Consider the following 17,648-nt stretch of genomic DNA (forward strand, 5'->3'; position numbering starts at 1 on the left):
GACCCGATCGAGCGCCCTGCCCCAGAGGACCATAAATGACACGCACCATCGTCGCCTCGGCCACCCGCGAAATCATCATCGGTTTCGACCAGCCCTTCTGCGTCATCGGCGAACGCATCAACCCGACCGGCCGCAAGAAGCTGGCCGCGGAAATGCAGGCCGGCAATTTCGAGACCGTCATCAAGGACGCGCTGGAGCAGGTCGCCGCCGGCGCCACGATGCTCGACATCAATGCAGGCGTGACCTCCGTCAATCCGAACGAGACCGAGCCGGGCCTGCTCGTCCAGACGCTGGAGATCGTGCAGGGCCTCGTCGACATCCCGCTCGCCATCGACTCGTCGGTCACGGCCGCCATCGAGGCGGGCCTCAAGGTCGCCAAGGGCCGCCCGCTGGTCAATTCCGTCACCGGCGAGGAAGAAAAGCTCGAAGCCATCCTGCCGCTGGTCAAGAAGTACGATGTGCCGGTCGTCGCCATCTCGAACGACGAGACGGGCATCTCGATGGATCCCGACGTGCGCTTCGCCGTCGCCAAGAAGATCGTCGAGCGCGCCATGGACCACGGCATCAAGCCGCATGACATCGTCGTCGATCCGCTCGTCATGCCGATCGGCGCGCTGGGTGACGCCGGCCGCCAGGTCTTCCAGTTGCTCTACCGCCTGCGTAACGAGCTCAAGGTCAACACGACCTGCGGCCTGTCCAACATCTCCTTCGGCCTGCCGCACCGCCACGGCATCAATGCCGGCTTCATCCCCATGGTCATCGGCGCCGGCATGACCTCGGCCATCATGAACCCCTGCCGCCCGCAGGAGATGGAAGCGGTGCGCGCCGCCAACGTGCTCAACGGCACGGATGCGAACTGCACGAACTGGATCATGACCTATCGCGACCACAAGCCCGCCGAGGGCGGCGCAACGGCTGGCGCTTCGGCGGCGGCCCCGGCAGCCGGCGGCGGACGCCGTGGCGGTCGTGCAGCCCGCGCCGGCACCGGCGCGGCACGGGAATAACGTGGCGGGCGGGCGCCAGCTTCGCCGCGACGCCTTCAGCCTCTGGCTGGAGGCGCCCCTCGTGATCGCCCTGCGCTGCCACGAGATGGGCCTTGCGGCGCTGACGGGATCGACGCAGAACAACGCCGAGATGACCCGGATGGTGACGGAAAAGATGGCTGCCGCGGCGGAGAGCGTCGTGGCGGCCAATTTTGCTTTGGCAAGCGCCATGATGACGGCGGCCTCGCCGGGGACTGCGGCCCGCGCCATATCCGAGGCCGCCATGAAGCCCTACGGCAAGCGCGTGCGCCGCAATGCGCGGCGCCTCGCCGCCCGGAAGAATTGACAGGCCCGGCCTTGCCGGCAGAAGAGAGTACGAGCCATGCGCATCGAAGGTGAGAACGAGATCAACATGACGGAAGCCTCGGCAAAGGAACCGCTCGTCCTCTTCATGCCCTCCGGCAAGCGCGGCCGCTTCCCGGTCGGCACGCCGGTGCTGGAAGCCGCGCGAAAACTCGGCGTCTATGTCGAGAGCGTGTGCGGCGGGCGCGCCACCTGCGGGCGCTGTCAGATCGAAGTGCAGGAAGGCAATTTCGCCAAGCACAAGATCGTCTCCTCGCTCGACCACATCTCGGAAAAAGGCCCGAAGGAGGAGCGCTACGAGAAGATCCGCGGCCTTCCCGAAGGACGCCGCCTGTCCTGTTCCGCCCTCATCCTCGGCGACCTCGTGGTGGACGTGCCGCAGGACACGGTCATCAACGCGCAGGTCGTGCGCAAGGCCGCGACGGACCGCGTCATCGAGCGCAACGCCGCCGTGCAGCTCTGCTATGTCGAGGTGGACGAGCCGGACATGCACAAGCCGCTCGGCGACCTCGACCGGCTGAAGGCGATGCTGGAGAAGGACTGGGGCTGGAAGGACCTGCTGATCGCCCCGCACCTCATTCCGCGCGTCCAGTCGGTGCTGCGCAAGGGCAACTGGGGCGTCACCGCCGCCATCCACCGCGACATGGACAGCTCGCGCCCCTTCATCGTCGACCTCTGGCCGGGCCTCAAGAACGAGGCCTACGGCATTGCCTGCGACATCGGCTCGACGACCATCGCCATGCATCTCGTCTCGCTGCTCTCCGGCCGCATCGTCGCCTCCTCCGGCACGTCGAACCCGCAGATCCGCTTCGGCGAGGACCTGATGAGCCGCGTCTCCTACGTCATGATGAATCCCGATGGCCGGGAAGCCATGACGAAGGCCGTGCGCGAGGCGGTCAACAGCCTTATCGGCAAGGTCTGCGAGGAAGGCGAGGTCGACCGTCATGGCATCCTCGACATGGTCTTCGTCGCCAACCCCATCATGCACCACCTCTTCCTCGGCATCGATCCGACGGAACTCGGCCAGGCGCCCTTCGCGCTCGCCGTCTCCGGCGCCCTGCAATACTGGGCGCACGATCTCGACATCGACGTGAACCGCGGCGCGCGGCTCTATACGCTGCCCTGCATCGCCGGCCATGTCGGCGCGGACGCGGCCGGCGCGACGCTCGCCGAAGGCCCCTACCGGCAGGACCGCATGATGCTGCTCGTCGACGTCGGCACCAATGCGGAGATCGTCCTCGGCAACAGGCACCGCGTCGTCGCCGCCTCCTCGCCGACCGGCCCCGCCTTCGAGGGCGCGGAGATTTCCTCCGGCCAGCGCGCCGCCCCCGGCGCCATCGAGCGCGTGCGCATCGACCCCGCGACGCTGGAGCCGAAGTTCCGCGTCATCGGCGTCGACAAGTGGTCGGACGAGGACGGCTTCGCGGAGGCCGCGGCCCACGTCGGCGTCACCGGCATCTGCGGTTCGGCGATCATCGAGGTCGTCGCGGAAATGTACCTTTCCGGCATCATTTCCGAGGACGGCGTGGTCGATGGCACCATGGCGGAGCGCAGCCCGCGCATCCTGGAGAACGGCCGCACCTTCTCCTACCTGCTGCATGACGGCGAGCCGCGCATCACGGTCACGCAGAACGACATCCGCGCCATCCAGCTCGCGAAATCCGCCCTTTATGCCGGCATCAAGCTGCTGATGGAAAAACAGGGCGTCGACCATGTCGACACGATCCGCTTCGCCGGCGCCTTCGGTTCGTTCATCGATCCGAAATACGCCATGGTGCTGGGCCTCATCCCGGACTGCGACCTCGACGAGGTGAAGGCTGTCGGCAACGCCGCCGGCACCGGCGCGCTGATGGCCCTGCTCAACCGCGACCACCGCCGCGAGATCGAGAAGACGGTCGCCCGCATCGAGAAGATCGAGACCGCGCTGGAGCCGCATTTCCAGCAGCTCTTCGTCAACGCCATGGCGCTGCCGAACAAGGTCGATCCCTTCCCGGAACTGGCCAAGGTCGTCGCCCTGCCCGAGCGCAAGGTGCCCGCCGACGACGGCGGCGGCGAAGGTGGCGGACGCCGCAGGCGCCGCAGCCGCGAATAGGTGGCCCGGCTTCACGAATTCGGTTTTGCTTTCGGCGGTTTATCGGCATGCTGGAGACGCAGGACGAGGGATTCGCGCTGCGCCAGAAACCGGGAACCGTCATGACCAGCTCCTCCATCTCCGCCTTCGCCCTGTGCGTGGTGCTCGCCTCGCCGGCTTTCGCCGAAACCTATGCGGCCGTCAGCAACACGGCGATGTCGATCACCGGCGACATCGAGCTCGACGAGACCGGCATCACCTTCGAAAACGGCGAGCAGGTGACGTTCAAGGAACGCGTCGGCGACCGGCTGACGGTCGATGGAAAGACGGTGGAAGCCTTCGTCTACAGCCTGGCGGAGCCGCGCGACCCGGTTCTCCTCAACGGCAACAGGCTGTGCGGCGCGCCCGTCACATATGTCGCCTCCTGGGAAACGGACGACGGCAGCAGCACCATCCTCGCCGTCTTCGCAACGCCCGAGGCGCCGCAAAGCGACGAGGACATGTGCGCCTCCTACACCTACGAATAGGCGTCGGGCCGGAAAATCAGCAGGCGACCTGCAGCATGTCCATCGGCCGGCGCTCCATGCGGGCGAAGGCGGCGCGGATGTAGTCCGCCACCGCAAGCGCCGGTGCTTCGGCCTCCTCGTTGACGACGAGCCCGATGAGATAATGGCCGAGCTCCGGCAGGCCGTCCTTCTCGCCGAGCGCCACCATGTCGTCGCCGACGAGGAAGCGGGCAAGCGGGGCAACCGCAAGATCCGCCCGGATCGCGGCGCGCTGGCCCATGTGATGGGCGCAGAAGTAGGCGACGCGGAAGTCCCGGCCCGACCGGCTCAGTTCCTCCAGCGCGCGGGCGCGCCAGATGCAGCCCTCCTCCCAGACGGAGACGGGCAGAGGGTTCTTCAGATGCGCATTGCCACAGTTCTTGCCCGCCCAGACGAGCTGTTCCTTGAGCAGGACTTCACCGGGAACGGGGATCGTGCCATCCGTCGCATTGAAGATGGCAAGGTCGAGCCGGCGCTCGGCGACGGCGCGGCGCAAGTTCGCGCTGGTCTCGATCGACACGTTGACCGCGATGGACGGATAGGTCTCGGCAAAGCGCCTCAGCACTTCCGGCAGGATGAGCTCGCCGACGTCGTCGGGCGCGCCGAGCCGCACGACGCCGTTCATTTCCGGCATCATGAAGCGTGACACCGCCTCGTTGCTGAGCGCGATCAGCCGGCGCGCATAGGACAGCAGCACCTCGCCGTGATGGGTCAGCACCACCGAGCGCGCGTCGCGGCGAAACAGCGTGCAGCCCAGCAGTTCCTCCAGCTTCTTGATCTGCATGGAGACCGCCGAGGGCGTGCGGTGCACCGTCTCGGCCGCGGTCGTGAAATTACCCGTCTCGGCGATCGCGACGAAGGTTCTGAGAATATCGAGCTCCAGCAGGGGGAGCGTCTGGCGCATCAGCAGATTCATATCCGCCTCCATGGATCAGAAAAACTGAAGAAAAGCGTCACATCATTTCGTTTGATTGAAAACCGAGACAGGCGGATAGTCAACCTGCAAAGCAAACGCATGTGAGGAAAAACGCCATGAAAACGCAAAAATCGTTGAAAAGCGGCGCCGATCTTGCCGTTCTCGCCCGTGGAAACGGATTTTACTACGCAATACGGCGCTTCGTGGGCGAAGCCCTAGAGGCACGCCGCCAGCGTGCTTCGGCCCGCCAAACGGCAGAGCAGCTGGCCCAGTTGCCGGCCTATCTCAGGCGGGACATCGACTGGCCCGTCGTCGTCCACCATGAACAAGACTGATCGATCCAATCAAATATATTCGTTTGATTGATGCATGAGATCGGGAGATAGTCACGATCAAGGTCGCGACCTTTCGATCCTCCCAAGCTCGAAAGGACCCTGAAATGGCAATAGCATTGGAACATCGCCCGGTCCGGCGTGCCCTGAGCACCCGCGATTCCGGCAGCCTCATCCATCTCCTCCGGGACGTGGCCGAACGGGTCGTATCGGCCTGGCAACGCCATCGCGCCGAGCGCGAGCTGGAGAGCATGCCCTACGACCTGCGCAAGGACATCGGTTTTCGTGCAGCGGACAGGACGACACGATGACGGACGCCGCTGGCGGCTGTACGCCGAAGGAAGACGACGCCCCCTGCCGCCGGAGCTGACTGGAAGGTCTCTCCGGCGGTTTTGCATCAGGCCTTCAGGATCGGCACCTGGGGCGCGGCGGTAAGCGGCAGGACGCCCGTCAGCCGCGGATCGTCGAAGATCTCGATCTGGCGCTTCACCGGCGTGAAGCCCGAGCGGATGTAGAAGCCGAGCGCCTGCGGCGAATCCAGCGTGCAGGTATGCACCCAGAACCGCCGGATGGCGGGATGTCCCTCCCGCGACCAGGCGCGCGCGATCGCCCGGTTCATCAGCCAGCGTCCGGTGCCGTTGCCGATCGCCGATGCCGTCAGGCCGAAGAAGGCGAGTTCGCAGGCACCCTCCTCCCGGAAATCGAGCTCCAGAAGCCCCTCCCCGCGCCCGTCCTTGACGACCGCATACACCTCGACGTCGGGATGACGCAGGATGGCGGCCAGCGCGTCTTCGGGAAGAACAAGCCGCGACGCCCAGAGCCATTCGGTGCCGATACGGCTGTAGAGGTCGCGATACCAGGCGACGCCGGGCCTCTCGACGCGCTGGAGCACGATGCCCGGCTGTTCGGGATCGGCGCGCGGCGCCGGCGGCGCCGTCATCTCCAATGAGGTCACGACCGCCGCGAGCTTTCCCGCCGGCACGTCCGAATATCCGTCTGAAAGCATTGATGTCCCTTCGAAGAATCCGCCTCCATGTGGCCGCGCCCGCACCGGCCTGTCAAACGGGAATCGTCGCCTTTCGGCTGTCGCAATCGGACGATGCCTTGGGAGGGGTCGCAAATATGCAAGCCGAGGGCCTTTGTCACAATTCCGCCCGAACATACTGGCATTTCAGCGATACGCCACCTGTCACAGTCGCAACCATCCTCGCCGCCGTCGCAAAAATGCTACCGCGCCCACCATCTTGCCTGCGACGATTGCGACATTCCGGCCCCAGCATGGACACTCCGATGAACAAGCAAAACGTCAAGAAGCGCTCTCTCGTTTTCTTCCTTGTGCCCAACTTCTCCATGCTGCCCTTCTCGGCGGCCATCGAGACGCTGCGCATCGCCAACCGCATGCTCGGCTACGAGGCCTATACCTGGCGCCTCGCCTCCACGGACGGCCAGCAGGTGCTGTCCTCCAGCGGCATCGGCATCGAGGTCAATTCCTCGCTTGCCGACGAGCGCAAGTATCTCGGCGGCGAGAACCGGCCCTCCATGGTGCTGGTCTGCTCAGGCATCTATGTCGAGGACTTCTCAAACAAGTCCGTCAACGCCTGGCTGCGCGAGGTCTACAATCGCGGCATCGCCGTCGGCTCGCTCTGTACCGGCGCCCATGTCCTGGCCCAGGCCGGCCTTCTCTCGGGCAAGCGCTGCGCCATCCACTGGGAGAACCTGCCGGGCTTTGCCGAGGCTTTCCCGCAGGCCGACGTCTATGCCGACCTCTACGAGATCGACAGCAACATCTACACCTGTGCCGGCGGCACCGCCTCGCTCGACATGATGCTGAACCTGATCGACCAGGATTTCGGCGAGAACCTCGTCAACCGCGTCTGCGAGCAGGCGCTGACCGACCGCGTGCGCGGCCCGCACGACCGCCAGCGCCTGCCGCTGCGCGCCCGCCTCGGCGTTCAGAACGCCAAGGTGCTGTCGATCATCGAGCTCATGGAAAAGAACCTCTCCGAGCCGCTGTCGCTGCTGGAGATCGCTGACGGGGCCGACCTGTCGCGCCGCCAGATCGAACGCCTGTTCCGCCAGGAGATGGGCCGCTCGCCGGCCCGCTACTATCTGGAAATCCGGCTCGACCGCGCCCGCCACCTGCTGGTGCAGTCCTCCATGCCGGTGGTGGAAGTGGCCGTCGCCTGCGGCTTCGTCTCCGCATCGCACTTTTCCAAGTGCTATCGCGAGCTCTACAACCGCTCGCCCCAGCAGGAGCGCGCCGAGCGCAAGCTGACGCTCTCGGCCATCGCGCGCTGACCACCCCGAACCGGCGGGCCTCGCCTTCGCGGCTGGGCTCAGCTCGCCAGCGCGCTCATCAGCGAGAGCTCGGAGAAGACGCAGTTCCGGCCGGCATGCTTGGCCATGTAGAGGAACTGGTCGGCCGCGTTCAGATAGTTGTCGAAGGTTTCCCGCCCGGAAATGGCCGCAAGGCCCACGGAGACGGTGACCGTCAGCGGCTCGCCGTCGGCATTGATGGGCTGTGCCTCAAGTTCCCCGCGCAGCCGCTCGCAATTCGCCAGCGCTTCCTCCAGCCCGAGGCCGTGGAAGATGATGCCGAACTCCTCGCCGCCGAGACGCGCGAGGAGGTGGCGGTCGCCCACCCGATGCCTGAGGCGGCGCGATATGGCCTTCAGCACGACGTCGCCGACCTCATGGCCGTAGGTGTCGTTGAGACGCTTGAAATGGTCGATGTCGAGGATGGCGATCGACATGGCCTCGCCGCGGCGCAGCGCCTGGTCGACGAGCCGCGGCCCCGCCTCGAAGAAGTAGCGGCGGTTATAGATGTCCGTCAGGTAGTCCCGCGCGGCGATGCGATGCAGCGACTGCACCCGCTTCTGGATGGCCGCCACATGGAAGATGCGGCTGTTGAACTCCTCCACGAGGAAGGGTTTCTGGATGTATTCGTCACCGCCCGCACGCAGGAACCGCGCGGCCACCATCCGGTCCTCCGACCGGGAAAGGCCGACGACGCGCACCGTGTCGTCGCCGTGCCTCTGGCGGATTTCCCGCAGCAGCGCGAAGCCGTCCATGTCGGCAAGATCGAGGTCCGTCACCACCATGTCGATCCCGCCATGGGAATCCAGGACTTCCAGCGCCGCGGTGCCGTTTTCGACGGCGACGATCTGGAAGCGCTGCTTGGCGATCAGGCCCAACTGCTGCTGGAGGCTTTCCGGGTCCGAATCGACGACCAGCACCTGCGTCTTGCCGCTCGTCAGGATGCGGTCGACGGCCAGCACGAGCTGCTGCATCGCCGCCGGGCTGTCCTTGACGACATAGTCGAGCACGTTCTTCGCCAGGATCTGGTCGCGCGTCGCCTCGCTGAACGAGCCGGTGAAGACCAGCGGCGCGATGCCCTTGGAGATCACGTAGTCGAGCGCCTCGCAGTTCGGCGCGTCGGGCAGGTTGAGGTCGAGAACGGCAAGCGCGAATTCCGGCGCTTCGGACTGGAAGATGGTTCGCACCGCCGCCATGCTCGCGCAATGGATGACGGAAAGGCCCAGTTCCTTCTCCAGCCGGTAGGTGAGCGCCGTGGAGAACATGCGGGAATCTTCCACGAGCAGGACCTGCTGGCCGCAATGGCGCAGAAATGCAGGCCCTCGCTGCGGATTTGGATCCACTCCCACGTCGTCCAGTACCTTTAATGCTCCCGTTGGCGCGCATTACAAACCACCGGTTTTACCAAGTGGTTAACTCGGGCAGAAATATCTCACGTAACGTAAGGGACAGAACCGGGTGGATCGCCGCCTAGCTTGCCAGCTTGAGCTGCGCCGTCCTGATCTGGGTAAGCGTATCGAGATTCTGGTTCACGCGGCAGTAGAACTCCTCGTCGATGAACGGCCGCATGATGAAATCGTTGCCGCCGGCCTTGAGAAAGCGGGCGGAAAGCAGCCGGTCCGTCGAGGAGGACACGCCGATGATGCGCAACTGATGCGAGCCCGTCGTGCCGCGAATGCGCCGCGTCAGCTCGAAGCCGTCGATGTCGGGCATGTTGTAGTCGGTGATCATCAGGCCGATGTCGGGGTTCGCCTTGAGCAGCGCGAGCGCGCCGGCACCGTTCTCGGCGACGCTGACGCGGAAGTTGTAGCGCTTGAGGCGCGTGGAGAGCAGCGCGCGGGCCGTCGCGCTGTCATCGACGATCAGGACATGGTGCTGGTGGTTGGTCAGGAACCGGCAGACGGATTCGGCCAGCATGTCCACCGCGAAGATATTGTCCTTGATGATGTAATCGACGATTTCCTTGGAGAGGAGCTGGTCGCGCGTCTTCTGCTGGAAGGTGCCGGTGAAGACGATGGTGGGAATGGAAAGGTCGACCAGGTAGTTCAGCGCCTCGCCGTTCTCCGCGCCCGGCAGGTTGATGTTGGAGATCGCCAGCGTGATCTTCTCGCTGGACTTGTCATAGGCGAGCTCCAGGTCCTCGAAGCTGCGGCAGATCTCGACGTCGATGCCGAAAAGCTCCTTCAGCCGCTTCGAGATCATGGACGTGAAGACATTCGAGTCCTCGGCAACAAGAATGCGATGGTGCGAGAGAGACGCGCCGGAATACTGCATCCCGGAAATGCCGATAAACGCCATGATATGCCTTCGTCATATGGATTTTCCCCAGATTAAGGGGTAGCGGCAACCTTTTGCGAAAGCGTTAAGTTCGCAGGGCATGAAAGCGCGGGGTAAAATCCCTGCCCTGTCGGCAGCCAGTCTTGCGCGCACAAGAAAAGCGGCGTGGCTTTTCTTCCACGCCGCTTTCCTGAAACTTCCCCGGGAGATTTACTTGACCGAGGCGGCGCCGCCTTCGATCTCGACGCTCTCGCCGCCGTTGAGCGCGATGCGGTCGCCGTTCGGCAGGGTGAGGAAACAGCCCGAGGGGCAGATCGTCTCGGTCGCGCCGGGTTCCAGCGCCACTTCCATCCGGCTGCCGCCCTCGACGACGACGAGCACCTGCGTATCGGCATCCTTGTTGGTGACCGAGGCAGCCATGGCCGGAGCGGACATTGCAGCCGACACCAGCAGCATCATGATCATTCGCTTCATTTTCGCCCGGCGCCTGCGCGCCGCCCCTGTTCAAACCCTCGGATGGAACACTAACGTTCCCTGCCCGGATTTGCATGTGTTTTATGCGGGGCGTGCTGAATGCAGCGTGAATGCGGCGTTCATGTGCCGGGAATCGGGCATCCGCCTCAGGTCTTCGCGGTCTCCTCGTCGGGGCCGCGACGCTTGCGACCGCCGGCCGGGCGAACCTTCTGCGTCGCCTGGTCGAGAAGCGCGGTGATGAGCTCGGCGCCCTCCTTCGAAATCTTGACGGGCACCTCCGGCGCTGCCGGCCCGCCGATGGCGATGTTCTCGGCGCGGAAGCGCTCGAGGATGGCGGCGCGCAGTTCCGACTTGACGCCGGTGCCGTTGAGGATGTCAGCAAGGAAGGCGCGGATCTCGAAATCGAGCGTCGCCGCGGAAAAGGCCTGGAACACCACCGTCGGCTCGGGATTGCGCAGGAGGCCCTGCTGCGCGCGCACGACCTCCGCCAGAAGCTCCTGCACCCGGCGCGGATCGTTGCCGGCATGGACGCTGATCGCCACCTCGACGCGGCCGAGCTTGTTGCGGTGCGTCCAGTTGCCGACCTGCCCGTTGATGAGCACGGAGTTCGGCACGATCACCGTCTGGCGCTGGAAGGTCTCGATCTCCGTGGCGCGCACGGAAATGCGGCGAACGAAGCCTTCCGTCGTGCCCGCCACCACCCAGTCGCCCACCTTGAAGGGGCGCTCGGCAAGCAGGATGAGGCCCGACACGAAGTTCGACACGATGTTCTGCAGGCCGAAACCGATACCGAGCGAGAGGGCACCGGCGACGAGCGCGAGGCTGGAAAGGTTGATGCCCGCCGCCGATATGCCGACGAGGCCGGCAAGCGCCACCCCGGCATAGCCGACCGCGGTGCGCACGGAATTGCGCACGCCGGCATCGACCTGGCTGCGCGCCAGCACGTTGCCGTCCACCCATTTCTGGAACCAGCGCGTGACGACGAGGCCGACGACGAAGAGAACGATGCCCGCCAGGATCCCGACCAGCGATATGGTGATGGTGCCGATGCGGATTTCCGTGAAGATGCGGTAGGCCCAGGATTCGATGTCGGCGACCTGAAAGCCCCATTGCAGCAGGATCAGCGGCACGAAGAACACGAAGATCAGCAGATAGATCGCCAGCCCCGCCGCAAGGCCGATCTGGTCGAGCGCCACCTGGCCGAGGCCGAACCGCTCCTCCAGCCGCTTGCCGACCGCCGTTTCGGCAAAGGCGTTCGCCGCCGAGACGGCGCGGCCGGAGAGGAAGCCGATATACATCGTCACCACCACCGCGCCCGTCACGACGATCTGCGTGGCGACGAACCGCGCCATGCCGACATAGCCGAGCAGCGAGGAGAGCACGAGGCCGAGGCCGATCAGGATCAGGAGGACGAAGATCGAGCGCGGCCATGGACGCCCCGGCGAATTCGGCGGCTCGCCGCGGTGCAGCACGGGCTTGACGAAGGCGGTGACGACGAGCAGCACGCCGATGATGATCGATGCGAAGAAGCTCTTCACCACCGTCAGCACCACGGGCGAGCCAAGCACCTCGCTGATCGTGCCGAGGAAATAGTCCGCCCCGTTGACGATCGCCATGCTGAAGATCAGCAGCCAGAGCCGCCGCGCCCCGCGGTCGGAAACCCTCACCAGCCGCCAGTGTCCGTCGCCAGGCGAGAGCACCGCATTGGCGAGCTGCGCGACGAAATAGACCGCGACCACCACGCCGAGCGCGATGGCGACGATCGGCGCGATGTCGGTGCGCAGCACCTTGAAGGCGTCGAGGAAGAAGTAGCTTGCCCCCGCGAAGGCGCCCGCGGCCATCGTCGGCAGGATCGTCGACCAGAAGGCGACGGAAAGGCGCGTGATATAGTGCGGCTTCTCCTGCCGGGCGGCGCGGGTGATATAGGGCGAGAACAGCCGGTAGCTGCCGGAGAGCAGCACCAGGGCGGCCATCAGCGACAGAGTCACCGCGCCCAGAAGCTGCATGCGCTTGAACTTCCAGACGAATTGCAGCCAGGCCGTCACGGTGCGGTTGAGCGTCTGCGTTTCCGCGGCGAATGCCCCGCTGGCGTCGGAGAAGAGGTCGGCACTGATTTCGGTGCGCTTCAGGATGGCGTCGGTGAAGAGCTGGCGGCGGATTTCGGTGACGCGGTTGGAAACCTTCGTCGCCTCGATCGAAAGGTTTTCCGCCTCCCCCGTCAGGGCGTTGATCTCGTTGCGCTCGGCCGCGAGCTTCTTGCGCTCCTCGACGACGACGTCGGCCTCGGGCGGCGCCCCTTCCGCCGGCGGATCGCCAAGCTCCGTCTGGCGCGCCTTGATCGCCTCCAGGCGCGGCCGCGTCGCGACTGAAATCGCGAGGATCGACCGGTTCAACGCCTCGGCCTCGACCTTCAGGTCGACGAGGCGGGCATCGTCGTCGCGGTACTTCTCGACGCGCTCGCGGATCGAGTTGAGCTGCGCGCCCGCCTTGTCGAGATCGGCGCTTGCCTGCTGGAGCTGCGTCGCCGTATCGGCCGCAGGCGCCGATGCGGTCTGCGCAAGGGCGGGCGACGCGGCAAGCAGCATGACTGCGAGAAGGACGGACAGAAGGCGGGAAATCGGCACAGGCCCCTCGCTGGACGGAAACAGACGCATCGCAACCATGCGATTCCGCACCTTTCTAGCCATGAATGCGGCCATTTTAAACCGGCTTGCCACGGGTGCTAGAACCCGGCGCCCGGTTCGGCCAGGTAGGCCTCCTCCCGCGGCGTCGACGGGCGGCCGAGGAAGGGATTGCGGTGGGGAAAGCGGCCGTATTCGGCGATGACGTCCCGATGCCGCACGGCATAGTCGAGATACATCTCGTCCCCGTGCGCCTCGAACAGCGAAACCGAAAGCTCCTGGTCCGCCAGTTCCTCGGAATGCTCGAAGGGCATGTAGAAGAAATGCCGGCGGCCGTACTCGACCAGCGTGTCCGCTCCCGCCTCCAGCGCCAGCCGCGCCTCGCGCCTGGCGATCCAGTCCGTCGCGAAAGCCATCGGCGAGGCGCGGTACATGTTGCGGGGAAACTGGTCGAGCACGATGATCGCCGCCAGCCGCGCCTGCGGGCTCGCCCGCCATTCCGGCGTCACCTCGCGGGAAAGCGCGAGATGGATGGCGGCGAACTGCTCGCGCACCCGCGCATCGAGCTCGGGCGTCGACTGCCACCAGTCCTTCGCCGTCAGCGTCTCGCACCAATAGCCCACCACCTCTTCCGGCCGCTTCATTCCATCCATGCCAAAGCCTCCATTCGTCTCCGCTGCAATATGGCGGAGGGAGGCAGGGTTGCAAGTGCGGGGGCGCAGCCGGGCCGGCCAAATGCCTTGCGCCGGAACATTTCCCGCCATTCCTGATTGTAGATTGAGATCACCGAGCGAGGTTTCGTCATGGAAAGCGCTGACAACTGGAACAAGCCCGTCGTGCTGGCGAACACCGAGGCGCAATCCTTCGTAGTGGTGCGCAATTCCCTCGAAGCCGCCGCCTATCTTCTGCAATTCTGGCCGCGACAGCACGGCACCGCCTTCCGCAAGGCGATCCGCATCTGCGCGGACGCCCTCGACGGCGAGGCGGGCGAGGAGGAAGTGCGCGGCGCCTTCCTGGCCGCCGCGCACGAGGCGAAGATCGCCATCACCATCCACTGATCAGCGCAACGCGCGGGCGTGCTTTGCGGGCTCGTCGTTCTCGTCCGGATTGGGATTGGGCTCCTCGTCCGGCAAGAGGTCGGGATCGGGCTCCTTGACCGGCGGCGACGGATTGTCGATCGGCGGCAGGTCCGGAATAGGGCTCGGGCCGGGGCCCGGAGAGGGCTTGGGGTCGTTGGGAATAATGGCCATGTCAATCTCCTTGAGGGGCCGGCACATGCGAACAGCAAGCGTTCCCTCGTCGGGAACGCCGTTGCGCTCGCGCCTATTCGTCGGCATCCCTCGGAATGTGGCTGTCGACGCCGCGTGCAAGAAGCCCGTCCGCGCGCACGCCGCGAAGGCCGTCCACCCGGCGGACGAGGCCGATGACATGACGCCGGTCCTCCTCGCTGTCGACCGCACCGTCGAGCTCGGCGACACCGTCCCGGATCGTGATCTCGATGGAAACGGAATCGACCCTTCCGTCATCCTCGAGCAGTTGCGCGATGCGTTCCTCCAGGTCGTCGTCCGCGATGGCATCCTCGCCGCCGTCGGAAAAGGGCAGCGGCGCGCCGTCGACATCCTGCGTATCGGGATCGGCGGCCACCTCGACGCCCTTGTTGCCGCGCTCGTCGAGATTGGCGCCGGGTGCGCCATAGGGCGCGTTCTGCCCGGCGCGCCGGTCGGCGTCGTTGTCGGAATAGGGCCAGCCGTCGCGGTTGTCGCGCTGCTCGTAGTCACGGAAATCGTCTTCGCGGGAACCTTGCTTGCGGTCGTTCATCACCTTCTCCACTTGTTCGAGCAGGAACGAACCGGCAAGGGGCGGCCTTTGTTCCCTTCCCCGGGAACCATTCGGCCGATGACCAGTTCGTCCCCCATCGAAAACAATCGAGGAGCGTTCCATGCCGATCACCTATCATGTCGTACCGCACGAAGACGGATGGGCCTATCGGCTGGACGACGTCTTCTCCGAGGCCTTCCCGAACCATGCAGCGGCCCTTGCCGCCGCCCGCATCGCCGCAGAACGGCATGAAAGGTCCGACGAGGATCGCTTCATCTCCTACCAGTCGGAGGACGGAAAGTGGCACAACGAGGTGGCGGCGGGCCGTGATCGGCCGGAGACGGAGGTCGTCGATTCCGCCGAAACGGCGACCGACGCCCCTACCCCTCGATAAACGGCCTGATCTGCCGGAGTTCGGCGACGAAACGCTTCCGCTCCTGTTCCGCGTCGGGCCGCCCGCGGCTGCGCAGGAGCGAGGACGGATGGACGGTGATCAGCGTCGGCACCCCGTTCTCCGCCTCGACGATCCGGCCGCGGTCCGCCGTGACGGCGTGGCGCTTCCCAAGGAGCGCAAAGGTCGCTGTCGCGCCGAGGGCGACCAGAAGGGCCGGTTTCAGCCGCTCGATCTCCCCGCCGAGCCACCAGGCGCATTGCCGGACCTCGCCCGCATTCGGCTTTTCATGGATCCGCCGCTTGCCGAACCGCTTGAACTTGAAGTGCTTGACCGCATTGGTGACGTAGCAGTCCGCCCGGTCGATGCCGGCTTCCTCCAGGCAGCGGTCGAGAAACCGCCCCGACGGCCCCACGAAGGGATGGCCGAGCTGGTCCTCGCGGTCGCCGGGCTGTTCGCCCACCAGGAAAACCCGCGCATCCTTCGCCCCTTCCCCGAAGACGACCTGCGTCGCATCGCGGTAGAGATCGCACCGCCGGCACTCGGCCGCCGCCGCGTGCATCGTGTCGAGGTCGCCCTGCGCGTGCTCCTGGAAGGCCGGCGCCGGCGCCTTGCCCCCCTTCAGCATGACCGCCGCTCCCGCGGCTGCGCCGTCTGCCAGGCTGCATGAAGCGCCTCGAAGAGCTGGGCATACTGGGAGGCGCTGCGGTCCCATGAAAAGTCAGCCTTCATGGCCTGGCGCTGCAAACCCGCCCAGGCTTCGCGATCCCGAAAGGCTTCGCACGCACGCCGCACCGCCTCGCGGAAACTGTGTGGTTCGATGGGATGGAACTGGAACCCGGTCGCCACGGCCCGCGACATCGCCGCCTCGTTGGCGTCGATGATGGTCTCGGAAAGACCGCCGGTGCGCCCGACCAGCGGGATGGCGCCGTAGCGCATGGCGTAGAGCTGGGTGAGACCGCAGGGCTCGAAGCGGGACGGCTGCATCAGCACGTCGCAACCCGACACGATGAGATGGGCGAGTTCCTCGCTGTAGCCGATATGCACGCTCACCCGCTCGGGATGCCGCCAGGCGCAATCCCTCAGCGCGTCCTCGATCGCCGCATCGCCCTGCCCGCACACGACGAGTTGGCCGCCCTGCGCGACGATCTCCTCGGCGGCGTCCGGGATCATGTCCGCGCCCTTCTGCCAGGTCAGGCGCGTCAGCGCCGAAAAGAGCGGCCCGCCCGCATCCGGCAGGCCGAAATGCGACAGCACCGCCGCCCGGTTCGCCTGGCGCCGCGGCAGCGAGCGCGCGTCGTAGCGCCGGGCGGGGATGGGATCGGATGCGGGGTTCCAGATCTCGGAATCGATGCCGTTGACGATGCCGTACAGTGCCGCGCGCCGCGTCTGCAGCACGCCGTCGAGGCCCATGCCGAGCTCCGGAGAGAGGATTTCCCGCGCATAGGTGGGACTGACCGTCGTCACGATGTCCGAGCAGACGAGCCCACCCTTGAGGAAACCGACGCCGCCGTAATATTCCAGGCACTCGATGCCGAGCGCCGTGTCGGGCAGTTCGAGCCGCGAGGCGATGTCGGGGGAGAACTGTCCTTGGAAGGCGAGGTTGTGAACGGTGCAGACGACCGGAAGCGAACTGCGGAACGCATAGCGCAGATAGACGGGAACGAGCGCCGTCTGCCAGTCGTGGACATGCACGATATCCGTCTGCACGGCGCACAGCTCGCCGAGGGCGATCCTCGCGCCGGCCAGCGAGAACACCGCAAAGCGCAGCCAGTTGTCGGGATGGTCCCGGCCCGCGCCATCGATATAGGGGCCGCCTGCGCGCTCATAGAGTTCGGGGATTTCGAGGACGAGAAGGTCGAGCCCGTCCATCGCGGCGCGCGTCAGGACGGCGTCGTGGCCGAGGAGACCGCCGAGGCGCCCCACTTCGGTTCGCCGCGGCAGATGTTCCAGCACCGGGCCATAGCCCGGCACGAGGGTCGATACACTGATCCCATGCGGGCGCAGCGCCTTGGGCAGAGCCCCCGCCACATCCGCCAGTCCCCCGGTCTTGATGAGGGGATAAACCTCCGAAACGATCGAAAGAACGTTCATGGCCCGCCGGGTACACTCCGCTCGACAGAACAAAAAACTCTACCCCTGCGTCCGGCACCGCGCCGGACGCAGAAAGCGACGGGCCGGTCAGGCGGAGGCGCGCAACGATCCTGCCGACTGCGGCCTGGTTTTCGCGCGCGGCGAAAGTGTTACACGCATCAGCGGGAGGGGAACGACATGCGCCTGTGCACGGGCCGGCGGCGGCGCGGCGCGAACCCGCTCCATCGCCATCTGCCAATGGCGGTCGTGCTGGCCTTCGGGGCAGCCTTCGGCCTCCCAGATGCGATAGGCTTCGATGCGGACGCGTTCATCAAAATCGGCCATGGAAACATCCCTTCTAAGCTGGCGGGCGACACCCGTCGGTCTTCTTCTGACAGGACCGCGCGCGGCAGTCCGGGTCTGTTTGATGGGAATCGCCTGCAAATCTCAAACCCGGCGAGGAACCTT

At 65.8% G+C, this 17,648-nt stretch carries 21 protein-coding genes; 9 read left to right on the forward strand and 12 right to left on the reverse strand.

What is annotated here, in order from left to right:
• Positions 1-35: 35 nt before the first annotated feature.
• From L0976_RS01855 to L0976_RS01870, 4 genes are read left to right on the forward strand one after another with little or no spacing between them, the layout of a single operon-like run.
• Complete coding sequence (locus L0976_RS01855; protein ID WP_234185771.1) at positions 36-1,004, forward strand: methyltetrahydrofolate cobalamin methyltransferase; 969 nt, start codon at positions 36-38, stop codon at positions 1,002-1,004.
• Position 1,005: 1 nt separating this feature from the next.
• Positions 1,006-1,329 (forward strand): hypothetical protein, encoded by a 324-nt coding sequence (locus L0976_RS01860; RefSeq protein WP_234185772.1) that lies wholly within the window; start codon positions 1,006-1,008, stop codon positions 1,327-1,329.
• Between the two features lie 36 nt (positions 1,330-1,365).
• A complete protein-coding gene (locus L0976_RS01865; protein WP_234185773.1) occupies positions 1,366-3,438 on the forward strand; it encodes an ASKHA domain-containing protein in 2,073 nt (690 codons plus the stop codon).
• A gap of 47 nt (positions 3,439-3,485) precedes the next feature.
• On the forward strand, positions 3,486-3,944 hold the full coding sequence (locus L0976_RS01870) for a hypothetical protein (protein ID WP_233290759.1): 459 nt from the start codon (positions 3,486-3,488) through the stop codon (positions 3,942-3,944).
• A 16-nt stretch (positions 3,945-3,960) separates the two neighbouring features.
• Here L0976_RS01870 and L0976_RS01875 read toward each other — a convergent pair whose 3' ends face one another.
• Positions 3,961-4,878: a LysR family transcriptional regulator gene (locus L0976_RS01875; RefSeq protein WP_234185778.1), complete on the reverse strand. Its 918-nt coding sequence runs from the start codon at positions 4,876-4,878 to the stop codon at positions 3,961-3,963.
• A gap of 116 nt (positions 4,879-4,994) precedes the next feature.
• Between L0976_RS01875 and L0976_RS01880 the strand changes: the two genes are divergently transcribed.
• Positions 4,995-5,213, forward strand: a complete 219-nt coding sequence (locus L0976_RS01880) for a hypothetical protein (RefSeq protein WP_234185779.1) — start codon at positions 4,995-4,997, stop codon at positions 5,211-5,213.
• Between the two features lie 104 nt (positions 5,214-5,317).
• On the forward strand, positions 5,318-5,521 hold the full coding sequence (locus L0976_RS01885) for a hypothetical protein (RefSeq protein WP_203319929.1): 204 nt from the start codon (positions 5,318-5,320) through the stop codon (positions 5,519-5,521).
• A gap of 86 nt (positions 5,522-5,607) precedes the next feature.
• On the opposite strand, the gene L0976_RS01890 is transcribed toward L0976_RS01885, so the two are convergent.
• Positions 5,608-6,216, reverse strand: coding sequence for a GNAT family N-acetyltransferase (locus tag L0976_RS01890; protein ID WP_234185781.1), 609 nt, complete (start codon positions 6,214-6,216; stop codon positions 5,608-5,610).
• Between the two features lie 284 nt (positions 6,217-6,500).
• Here L0976_RS01890 and L0976_RS01895 point away from each other — a divergent pair, with 284 nt between their 5' ends.
• Positions 6,501-7,508 (forward strand): GlxA family transcriptional regulator, encoded by a 1,008-nt coding sequence (locus L0976_RS01895; protein ID WP_203319211.1) that lies wholly within the window; start codon positions 6,501-6,503, stop codon positions 7,506-7,508.
• A gap of 38 nt (positions 7,509-7,546) precedes the next feature.
• Here the strand turns inward: L0976_RS01895 and L0976_RS01900 are convergent, their stop codons facing one another.
• The 5 genes from L0976_RS01900 to L0976_RS01920 all read right to left on the reverse strand — a co-directional run bounded on the left by L0976_RS01900 (position 7,547) and on the right by L0976_RS01920 (position 13,551).
• Positions 7,547-8,806, reverse strand: a complete 1,260-nt coding sequence (locus L0976_RS01900; protein WP_234185782.1) for a diguanylate cyclase — start codon at positions 8,804-8,806, stop codon at positions 7,547-7,549.
• Between the two features lie 190 nt (positions 8,807-8,996).
• Positions 8,997-9,824, reverse strand: coding sequence for a response regulator (locus tag L0976_RS01905; RefSeq protein ID WP_203319213.1), 828 nt, complete (start codon positions 9,822-9,824; stop codon positions 8,997-8,999).
• Positions 9,825-10,013: 189 nt separating this feature from the next.
• Positions 10,014-10,277, reverse strand: coding sequence for a hypothetical protein (locus L0976_RS01910; RefSeq protein WP_203319214.1), 264 nt, complete (start codon positions 10,275-10,277; stop codon positions 10,014-10,016).
• 146 nt (positions 10,278-10,423) lie between these two features.
• Positions 10,424-12,940, reverse strand: a complete 2,517-nt coding sequence (locus tag L0976_RS01915; protein ID WP_370643552.1) for a mechanosensitive ion channel domain-containing protein — start codon at positions 12,938-12,940, stop codon at positions 10,424-10,426.
• 59 nt (positions 12,941-12,999) lie between these two features.
• Positions 13,000-13,551 carry a DUF924 family protein gene (locus L0976_RS01920; RefSeq protein ID WP_234185784.1) on the reverse strand — a complete coding sequence of 184 codons (552 nt, stop codon included), beginning with the start codon at positions 13,549-13,551 and terminating at the stop codon, positions 13,000-13,002.
• Positions 13,552-13,701: 150 nt separating this feature from the next.
• Here L0976_RS01920 and L0976_RS01925 point away from each other — a divergent pair, with 150 nt between their 5' ends.
• Positions 13,702-13,956, forward strand: coding sequence for a DUF982 domain-containing protein (locus L0976_RS01925; protein ID WP_234185785.1), 255 nt, complete (start codon positions 13,702-13,704; stop codon positions 13,954-13,956).
• Here the strand turns inward: L0976_RS01925 and L0976_RS01930 are convergent, their stop codons facing one another.
• Together L0976_RS01930 and L0976_RS01935 are read right to left on the reverse strand one after the other, a co-directional pair.
• Positions 13,957-14,148 carry a hypothetical protein gene (locus L0976_RS01930; protein ID WP_255695755.1) on the reverse strand — a complete coding sequence of 64 codons (192 nt, stop codon included), beginning with the start codon at positions 14,146-14,148 and terminating at the stop codon, positions 13,957-13,959.
• A 73-nt stretch (positions 14,149-14,221) separates the two neighbouring features.
• Complete coding sequence (locus L0976_RS01935; RefSeq protein ID WP_203319219.1) at positions 14,222-14,716, reverse strand: BON domain-containing protein; 495 nt, start codon at positions 14,714-14,716, stop codon at positions 14,222-14,224.
• Positions 14,717-14,837: 121 nt separating this feature from the next.
• On the opposite strand from L0976_RS01935, the gene L0976_RS01940 reads away from it, so the two are divergent.
• The gene (locus L0976_RS01940) at positions 14,838-15,110 is read left to right on the forward strand and encodes a DUF2188 domain-containing protein (protein ID WP_234185791.1); all 273 of its coding nucleotides are present in this window, start codon (positions 14,838-14,840) and stop codon (positions 15,108-15,110) included.
• Here the strand turns inward: L0976_RS01940 and L0976_RS01945 are convergent.
• From L0976_RS01945 to L0976_RS01955, 3 genes are all read right to left on the reverse strand, one after another.
• The gene (locus L0976_RS01945; RefSeq protein ID WP_203319221.1) at positions 15,097-15,735 is read right to left on the reverse strand and encodes a UdgX family uracil-DNA binding protein; all 639 of its coding nucleotides are present in this window, start codon (positions 15,733-15,735) and stop codon (positions 15,097-15,099) included. The genes L0976_RS01940 and L0976_RS01945 overlap by 14 nt on opposite strands.
• On the reverse strand, positions 15,729-17,201 hold the full coding sequence (gene glgA / locus L0976_RS01950) for a glycogen synthase GlgA (protein WP_234185793.1): 1,473 nt from the start codon (positions 17,199-17,201) through the stop codon (positions 15,729-15,731). The genes L0976_RS01945 and glgA overlap by 7 nt, the downstream gene beginning before the upstream one ends.
• An 87-nt stretch (positions 17,202-17,288) precedes the next feature.
• Positions 17,289-17,525 carry a DUF2934 domain-containing protein gene (locus tag L0976_RS01955; RefSeq protein ID WP_234185795.1) on the reverse strand — a complete coding sequence of 79 codons (237 nt, stop codon included), beginning with the start codon at positions 17,523-17,525 and terminating at the stop codon, positions 17,289-17,291.
• Positions 17,526-17,648 lie beyond the last annotated feature (123 nt).

The sequence above is a fragment of the Shinella sp. NM-101 genome, assembly GCF_021401195.1.
GTDB lineage: Bacteria > Pseudomonadota > Alphaproteobacteria > Rhizobiales > Rhizobiaceae > Shinella.